This window comes from Eudoraea sp. (genome assembly GCF_049665975.1).
Classification (GTDB): domain Bacteria; phylum Bacteroidota; class Bacteroidia; order Flavobacteriales; family Flavobacteriaceae; genus Eudoraea.
In genome coordinates this window covers 1-9092 of the sequence record NZ_JBATGR010000104.1, presented here as the reverse complement: position 1 = coordinate 9092, position 9092 = coordinate 1, and the positions used below count along the sequence as shown (strand labels likewise).

9 protein-coding genes are annotated in these 9092 nt (G+C 38.0%); 1 reads left to right on the top strand and 8 read right to left on the bottom strand.

Going from position 1 to position 9092, the window contains the following annotated elements; translation table 11 throughout:
* Nucleotides 1–61 precede the first annotated feature (61 nt).
* A complete protein-coding gene (locus WBN20_RS04260) occupies nucleotides 62–2122 on the top strand; it encodes a DUF11 domain-containing protein (protein WP_424275206.1) in 2061 nt (686 codons plus the stop codon).
* Between the two features lie 55 nt (nucleotides 2123–2177).
* Here the strand turns inward: WBN20_RS04260 and WBN20_RS04255 are convergent, their stop codons facing one another.
* From WBN20_RS04255 to WBN20_RS04220, 8 genes are all read right to left on the bottom strand, one after another.
* Entirely contained in the window at nucleotides 2178–2903 is a 726-nt protein-coding gene (locus tag WBN20_RS04255; RefSeq protein ID WP_424275207.1) for a DUF6090 family protein, read from the bottom strand.
* A gap of 203 nt (nucleotides 2904–3106) precedes the next feature.
* Complete coding sequence (locus tag WBN20_RS04250; protein ID WP_424280820.1) at nucleotides 3107–3397, bottom strand: hypothetical protein; 291 nt, start codon at nucleotides 3395–3397, stop codon at nucleotides 3107–3109.
* 28 nt (nucleotides 3398–3425) lie between these two features.
* Nucleotides 3426–3968 carry a DinB family protein gene (locus WBN20_RS04245; RefSeq protein WP_424275209.1) on the bottom strand — a complete coding sequence of 181 codons (543 nt, stop codon included), beginning with the start codon at nucleotides 3966–3968 and terminating at the stop codon, nucleotides 3426–3428.
* Nucleotides 3969–4112: 144 nt separating this feature from the next.
* Nucleotides 4113–4991, bottom strand: a complete 879-nt coding sequence (locus tag WBN20_RS04240; RefSeq protein WP_424280819.1) for an MBL fold metallo-hydrolase — start codon at nucleotides 4989–4991, stop codon at nucleotides 4113–4115.
* A gap of 88 nt (nucleotides 4992–5079) precedes the next feature.
* Entirely contained in the window at nucleotides 5080–6201 is a 1122-nt protein-coding gene (locus WBN20_RS04235; RefSeq protein ID WP_424280818.1) for an FG-GAP repeat domain-containing protein, read from the bottom strand.
* A 353-nt stretch (nucleotides 6202–6554) separates the two neighbouring features.
* Complete coding sequence (locus WBN20_RS04230; RefSeq protein WP_424280817.1) at nucleotides 6555–7757, bottom strand: OmpA family protein; 1203 nt, start codon at nucleotides 7755–7757, stop codon at nucleotides 6555–6557.
* Between the two features lie 176 nt (nucleotides 7758–7933).
* Nucleotides 7934–8329 (bottom strand): TerB family tellurite resistance protein, encoded by a 396-nt coding sequence (locus tag WBN20_RS04225; RefSeq protein WP_424271325.1) that lies wholly within the window; start codon nucleotides 8327–8329, stop codon nucleotides 7934–7936.
* Between the two features lie 62 nt (nucleotides 8330–8391).
* A complete protein-coding gene (locus WBN20_RS04220; RefSeq protein WP_424273871.1) occupies nucleotides 8392–8790 on the bottom strand; it encodes a hypothetical protein in 399 nt (132 codons plus the stop codon).
* Nucleotides 8791–9092: the final 302 nt, after the last annotated feature.

Sequence of the window (9092 nt, the reverse complement as noted above, 5' to 3'; positions counted from 1 at the left end):
GTACAGGGGCTTTTACTTAATTTGAAGTGGATTGATAAAAAAGTAACCCCGAAAATCAAATATGTTTCTATTCGGAAATAGAATAGTACTATTCCTAATACTTCTGCTTTGTTCTATAAAAGGATTTAGCCAGCTTAGTGACCTTCATTATTTACCCCCTTTAAAACAAGGTAGAAATAACCAGGCAATACAACAGCAGGCCGTTTATCTTTCTACTCCGGAAACAACTGCTTTTACAGTTAATGTCTATAGAGGTACCAGTGCAACACCTATAACATCATTTTCCATTTCAAAAACAAGTTCTGCGGTTTATAATCTTCCCAACGGTGACAACAATATCACCCTTGTAACAAATACAAATACCGGAGTTATACTCACCAATGGCGGATTGCGTTTTGAAGCTCCGGGCGGTAATAGTTTTTATGTTAATTATCGAGGTATATCAGCCTCCCAGGCAGCTTCTCTTACAACAAAAGGAAGAGTTGCTATGGGAACCTCCTTCAAATGGGGAGGCATCCCCAACCTGGGTTCACATAGTTCTAAATCGACATCTTTAGGGATTATGGCCACAGAAGATAATACCACAATAGACCTCACCGGGTATGACCCCAATTGCGAATTTAGACTGGGAAATATTGCCGGGGGAATTACAGCTGACACGTATCAAATAGTGTTGGATGCCAATGAATCCTTTGTTTTTGAGGCCTATTTGGCACAGACCGCCGCAAACTTAGATGGTTGGTTGGGTGCATCAATAACTTCAGACAAGAATATTGTAATCAGTAATGGCGGCTTAAATGTAGGACGTCAGGCAGGCTCAGGTAACCGGGATGCGGCTATTGATCAACCAGTGCCTGAGAATGTGTTGGGCAGGGAATATGTATTTGTAAGGGGTAACGGAACAAGCGCAACTGAATTTCCAATAATTATAGGAACACAAGACAATACCGATATATTTGTCAATGGCGCTGCAACCCCGATTGCTAACATAAATGAGGGAGAATATTTTGAAGTACCCAGTAGCTTTTATTCATCAACATCAGCCGGGGCAAATATGCTGGTCACCACTTCAAATGATGCCTATGCTTATCAGTGTTTGGCAGGGGGAAGTGCGGTTTACACGCATGGACTAAATTTTGTGGCTCCCGTCAATTGCTTACTTCCGGATAGGATGGATAATATTCCTAACATTACCAATGTTGCCGGAACCACATTAACCGGAGGTGTTACCATAATAGCATCTACAAGTACGCCTAATGCTAATATAATTGTTACTGACGGAACGGGTATTGTTTCAAAGCCAAGTCCGGTTAGTGTTGCAGGTTCACCGGATTGGAAAACATTTTACCTGCCTAGTTTAACAGGTGATGTGAGTGTGCAGTCAACGGGACCTATTGCTGTTGGGTTTTTTGGGCTGAATGGGGCCAGAGGACTTGCAGGCTATTTCTCTGGTTTTGACACAGTCCCTAATGTTGACTTACAAATAACAGGTGGTGGATGTTTGCCCGGTGCTTCTTTAGAAATAGCCAGTGGCGAAACGTTTGATGCCTACCAGTGGTTTCTAGATGGGGTATTAATTCCAGGTGCCACCGGTGCTACATACTCTGCGAGTATTGCAGGAGATTATTATGCAAGGGTAACAAGGGGATCTTGTAGCTATGATTCCAACGCTATAGCGGTGTACAGTTGTAACCCTGATATTGTTTTGAACAAATCTGTGGACAATAGCAATGTTATAGATGGTACCCTTATAAACTTTACCATCTCCGTTGAAAGTCTGGGAATCGACCCTGTAACAAATATTGTAATAACCGATGTTCTTCCAGATGGCCTTGAATTCATTTCTGCCTCCGTGCCAACCGGTTCTTTTAGCTACCCCAATTGGAGCCTGGGAACTTTGAACCAGGGCGAACTCGTTACCATGACTTTAACTGCCAGGGCCAGAATGAACAATATTTATCTGTCCTCAGTGACCCACACAAATACTGTCTCAAATTCTCAGGATCAGGTAGATAATAATATTACCGCAGACAATCCTTCGGTAAATGTTCAAGTGAACAGAATAGCTCCTGCATCGGTAATATCAAATAGAAGAATTACAGTGAGGGTAAATAAATTCTAACTCTACTACTTTAAAAAAAGCTGCTGGAGTTTGTTCACAGTACAGTGTGTGTGTTTTAATTTGTTGTTGATTCTAAATAATCATCAATATGTTTTAACAGCGTTTCTGTTCGGAGCAAAGATTCACTTTTAACTTTAGCAGCGAGTTTCCTGAAATGTCTCCTGTTCGTGATCATATTTATATAACTCTTATCATCTAACAGCGCCTCGTAATCAACAGGTTTTGTAGTATCCCCTTCCCATCGAAAATGGGTGTGCAGTATGGGCAAAACGGAAGATGGCCAAAACAGATCTTCCAACCTTACGGTAGAACTAATCAAATTTGAGTATGAAACATCATACAAGTCAATGATATCATTTCGGAGTGAATCAGAGTAAATTAGCTCAAATCCTTTCGATTTGATAGCTTCAAAAGCTGAAGTGGAAAGTACTACATCATGCGCTAAAAAAGCCTGCCGAAAATGACTATCCAGTGAATCATGATATGGTCTCCTGTGGTCAAGATGGTTTACAATTAAATTAATTTCAGAGATGGACTTGTACTCTTTTTGGATTTCATCCTGAAGTCGAACAAGGTTGATATTCAGGTTTTCCTTTAGTTCATTTAAGAGTTTATTCTCTACTGCCCTGTCCTTTTTAAATTCATTCCAGTTATTTATTTGTAACGCGATCAAAATCCCAATGACTACAAGAATAATTTCACCAAAAGCATACAAAAGGTATTTGCCAGCCTTATTTTCTTTAAGAAGTTGCTGACGTATTTTACTGAAAAACTTAATCATGAGAGTAGTTTACTTCGTTGGTCAGCTCTAAGATATGGAATTAATTAATGAGATTTTGCGGTCAGGTCAATGAAGTATTATACTTTAAATACAAAGGACGAAGGACGAAAGACAAACCTCTAACCTCTGGTCTCGTATCGTTTGTTCAACCACATTGCAGGGCGTGAGAGAGATAGTAGTGTTTTGTTTTTTCAAATTTGTATTTACTGTCCGCTGAGTGGTGTCCCGAAAATACCAACCGCAAGTTCTGTCCAAATAAGGAAGAGTGCTGCCAGAAGAGTTACACATAAAGCAATTTGGTATTTCCTTTTCTTTATTTTCCTCATTACAAGCTCACACATCAGGCCTGTGCCGAATAGCAGAGCTCCCGCGACCACAAAATCGGACAAAGCCCAATTTACTTCAGTAGTGAATTGCATCGTTATTAATGGAATTAGCAAAAGAATAACCGAAGTGAGTAGGATGATGAAAAGTCTTTTGTTTTGCACAATCATATAAGCCAAATTTAAAAATTTGTTTGAGTTATTGAAACAAAACATATCTAGGCGGAACAAGTCCGTTTATTCTCATATAAACAAGCATTTGTCCTCTGTGGTGAGTTATGTGGTCAGCAAGTAATAAGAAAATTTGTCGCTTCGTCCTATTCAATCCAAAATAATCCAATTCGTCATCCAATTGAGTTGTATCAAATTGTTCAATTAGCTTTATAGTTTCATCAAATGTTTTATTAATTGTTGCAATCATTTCTTCTTTAGATTTATTGGCAACCTTATATGTGGTGTCAGTGTTCCAATCCCTGGATTCTCGTCCACCTAACAATGACTGACTATGCCAATCTATGGCAAATCCTATATGCATTAAATTTTTGGCAAAGGTCATCGATTCTGGTGATGCACTAAAATCATATTTGTCTTCTGGCATTTGTTCTGCCACAAGAATTAAATACTTACGGGAATTTTCCAATCGTTCCAAATAGTCCTTAATAAAATTATCCTGTTGAGCAAACAAAGGTGATGTAAACGAACTAAATAGCATTATAGTTGTCAGAATAAGTATGTGTTTCATAGTATTTTAATTTCGTTCAGATGATTTTTACAAATACATTTTATACGAACTAAGATAATGAATGAACCTCTAATAGTATTAGATTAATATTATCCGTGTTATTAAAGGTCAGAGGAGGAACTAAGCAGCTATGAATTACATCCTTTAATCAATAGTTATTGTGCCTAAGTGTTTTGGAATAATGACTTTTGTTTGTGGAGCAAGTTTTTTTACATCTTCTTGAAACGGAATTAGTTTTGTCTCAACCCCGCTTTGTTGTGAAAATCCGTAGGGCAGTCTAAAATTGTCCCAATGAGTTGGGATAACAACCTTTGGGTAATTTGTGATGGCAAGCAGGCGTTCGTTATATTTATAGAGGCCAAGTTGTGAACGGTTAACCCCTGCTAATAAGATATCTGGTTTAATGCCTAATAGCTCTCTTTCAACAAAGTTCATTGAGCCCATAGTTAATACATCATGGTTTGTGAATCTTGCAAGAAACATTAACGAACCCCCTTCTATAAATTCAGATACTTTAAGTGGTGCTTCAGGTATGTTGGAGTAAACCCTGTTGTCTATGTAATGTTTTTCATTTAATGCAGAATGAAGTGTAGGAATTACTTTTACGGCAAAATTCTTAAACTGATAATCCTCACCGCCTTTTACAGGATATAATTGCTCTTCCGGGATTCCATAAGCGCGTAAAATATTGCAGGTGGTTTCGGTGCCAATAACCTTAGCTCCGGTTTTCTTAGCTATATACGGTACATCTGCAAGATGATCAAAGTGAGAATGATGAACCAGAATAAAGTCGGCCTTTGTAATCAAGCTATCTATACCTACGGTATCTGAAACTGCAATATCTGAACGTTCAACAGTTGCTCTTTTATCATCCGGACTTATCCCGGGACCTGTACCAAGTTTAAAACGCGATATATAAGGATCTACCAACACTGTAAGTTCTCCATCGGTTATTTCCCAGGCTGCAGTTCCAAGATACTTTAATTTTATAGGATCAGTCTGTGCATTTGTAATGATAGACATAAGAAAAATAAAAGAATATAATAGATTGCATGGACTGAAAGATTGTTGTTTCATTTTATAAAAGTTGCACATATGGGTTAGTTTAAATTTATTTCTTTTTTCTATTTAAATAGTAGCGATTAATGTCATCGGAGTTTGCTTCAATTATATCAATAAAGCCATCATTGTTTAAATCTGAAGCAATTATATCATAGGTTAGAAAAGCTTCATCAGACAATGCAGAACTTGTCCAGTTCTTACCATCCCCCAAATTCCAAAAGATAGTATTTGCACTGCCCGAATTTCCTATAATGATATCTTTATCATTATCTAAATCGAGATCAGCAACGGTAACTGCATAACTGTTCATTTCAGAGGCATCAAAGACGACAGAATTTGTAAAGGGCGATGTGTTACTTCCAAAGTAGATGGCATTAGCTTCACCAATATTGGCAACAACAATGTCTGGGTATCCATCATTATTTATATCAGCAACACTTACAGAACGCGTATTATCTCTTCCTGTACCAAAAGCGATTTTCTCATTAAATTCAAGTTTGTCATTGTTCAGATATACGTAATTGGGTTGCTCATCTCTGTTTGCCAAAATCAGATCCAGATCGCCATCACCATCAATATCGGCTGCTTCCACGTCTATGGTAGAATCGCCTTTGCTCCCGAAGTTCCTGGTTTTCGGAAAATTCCCTGTGCCATCGTTCAAACAAATCTCATTTGGGCGCCCTCTATTTGTGATAAGAATATCCGTATCTCCATCCTGGTCGAGGTCGGCCAATGTTATGTTTCTCGTAGGTGCATATTCCACTCCAAAGGAAGAGCTCTTAGAAAAGTTCCCTTTGCCATCGTTCTTATAAATATAGTTGGGAGCCATATCATTTCCTACTACAATGTCTAAATCACCATCCTTATCCAGATCTCCCAATTCAGCGGCGTAAGTAGTTGACCTTTGATCACCTAAATCTTTTTCAACGGTAAAAATCCCTCTCCCGTCATTTAGGAAAATCCGATTCTGCCCCGGCCAGTGTCTTCCATTAGCTACAATAATATCTTTATCTCCATCACCATCTATATCGCCACTGGAAACAGATGCGGTACGCTCTTTATGGGTGCCCAGAATAAGGCGTCCATTAGATTGCATTTCATATTCTTGTGCAAAACCAAATTGGAACACATAGCAAAATATGAGGGTTACAATAGTTGTTTTATTTCCCATAAAAAGTTTTGAAACTCGAATCAACAGAATAACAGCCTTTAAGCTCGATAGTGTTTAGCCCCTTGTTTTTGGTTAATATTGCTGACTAAGTTAGCGAAAAGGACTAACATTAAATAAATACGCAGATATATCAAAATCGATACTCCAAGGTGAACTAAAATGTATGGCTTTGTGGGTTTCAGAAACTATATCAACTCAACAAAGAATTTATTTATGGCGCACAGAATATACTTAGAATTATCTATAAAAGTATTTTGGTGCTATATTCAGAAATAGGTTTTAGACCCACACATTATAGTGAGGACCAGAACAGTTATTCAGGTGGGTATGTCTTTCTGTAATACCTATAGCTATTAGATTTTGGGCACGCCCATTTTTACAAATTCTACCCTTCTGTTATTCGCTTTGCCTTCAGGTGTGCCATTATCAGCCACCGGTACATCTTCTCCAAATCCTTTTGAGACCATCCTTTCGCCGTCAATACCCTGTTCAATTAATTCATTCACTACTGTCTTTGCTCGTTGTTCCGATAAAATTATATTAAACTGAGCATCCCCATCGCTATCCGTATGCCCTTCAACACTAAAATTAATTTCCGGATGTTCCTTCATTAGTTTCGCAACTTCATTAATTACACCCATAGATTCAGGTTTTAAAGTTGCTTTTCCTGAATCAAATTTTATTCCGTTAGTAACAATTTTTCCATCAGTTAAAAAGCGATCATATAGTTGTACGGCACCTTCTGCTATGCGGATATTTTTTATCATTGTGGGATAATCTCCAGTTTGACTATAATCATAAGTACTTCCTTTCAAACTTATTGCCAATGGATTTCCCTTTACGTTGGGCAACATTAATAATCTGTCTTGATCAATATATATTTTTAGCGCTCTAATGTTAAAGGAAATTGCCACGTGACGCCAGTGAGGATACTCTTTTTGAGATTCTTTGGGCAAATTTCGCTGCATTCTACCACCATCATAAGACGCTCCCTGTTCATAGCCTACATCAATAACACCAATATCTCCTAGTTCAGATGGGCGGTGGTAAGCTTCTCCTTTATCCCAGAATAATATTTCGTATTTAGTAGTTCTATGTGACAAATACATATCGAATTCTATGGTAAATTTTTCCGGCAGATAGTACCCCTCTTTCTTCATAAGTGGTTTTATGGTTGCTCCGGAACTTTCAACAGGAAACCGAATAACATTTTCACCTTCAAATAAGGCATTTTCAACATAACCATCTATTAAATCCCATTGTGAGGGGAATTCCCCATTTTTCTCGCCTTCTAAATTGTCTTCAAATATTACTGTTTCACCCGGCACAAAATCATATTTAGACCAGGGTTTAGCAACCTGATCATCTGTGGTTTCTTCAGCGTTCAGTTCATTTTCTTTGGTTTGTTTTTCTTCTGGTTGAGGTTCTTCTCCTTCCAATGCTTTTTCAACCTCCTTTTCGGCTTTCTTTTTTAGTTTGCCAAGTATTTGTGCTTCAGACACCGCAGGCATCTGAAGGAACAAGCCAACTATCAGAAATAAAAATATATTTTTCATGATCTGTAGATATAAAATTGATTTCTTTTAACGTTTGGAACAAAACTATGAACCACTTTGGAGGATGCCAATGATATAGGTCAGTACCGCTTAGTGTTTCTATGTGAGATTATGCTTTCAGCAAAGGACTACATCTCCAACACTATTCTACCCCTACGCACTGGAACCCATCCATTCTATAACTCCATATCACCATCAAATACCTGCATACATTTTTCGATTTCCTCATTTGCCTTCTCCTCAGTAAAACCAAGTCCAATGGCATATTTAAAAATCAAATTTCGCTCCTCTTCTTCAATTTCATGGTCGGCATAGATAATCTTCCACAGGTCATGGAGCCGCTCAATGCGTTCTTCTAACGAATAGGGTGGAATCAGGTGGTACTTCCCGGGGTTTTTAAGTATGGGTTTTACTTCTTCCTCTGAAACATCGAGCTTAACAGCCAAACGTTTCAAAACAGTTTCTTCTTCGGGATTGATAGGGCCATCTATGATCGCCAACTTTACAATAGCGGCGAAATGCGATACTTTACTTTCGTGTTCCCCTGATTCGTAAGCTTCAAAGATTGACATATTCTGTTTCTTTTATAGGTTACAGTATATTTAATAACTCCTTTTTTGGCCTTAAGGAGGGCTTAGAGCATTCCTCCAATATAATTGAACACCCTTGTTTTGTAATCGTTAAGACCGCTATAGAATTCCTCATAACGATCTTTGAGTTCCCTGTGGTTTTGCAGGAAATTGGTATCGGTAAAAATGTCCTGACGCTCCAAAAACCTATGTAACTTGTCCTCATAATCGGCGATTTCTTTCTTTAAGTTCTTCGTCTCCCTTACTATGGTATCTATTTCATGATTGAACTTCTGTAACCGCTCAAAAAGATTGGGTGTGTTTTCTTTGTATATCTGGGCATTCAATAACTGATCTATAAACCGGATTTCAGTTTCAATATATCCAAGGGTCAATTTCCACCATTGGGCATCATGGTGGAAAGCGTTCAATAATTCTTCCTGTGTGTTTTGTTCGCCCAACATTTTAGCTATTTTAAAATTGATCGAAAAGTTACGCGTTTTGGAAGCTTCTTTAAATGATCGTCATCAGTTCTGTGTATTATTTTCTAAATAATTTGCAACACTTTTGTGCCCCTGATCTTTTGTTGCTTTAAACCAATTAGTGCTTCGTTGGCCTGTTCCTTATTATTTTAAGGTGGTGGGCAGTTCAATGAAAAATTCCATTCGCGAACAAAGGGAAAAAACAGGACTTTTTACTTCTTAGAGGCTCTTACGACCACAAATGAGCCCTCTCCAAAACCTGGTTTTGGAATTTGTATTTCCTC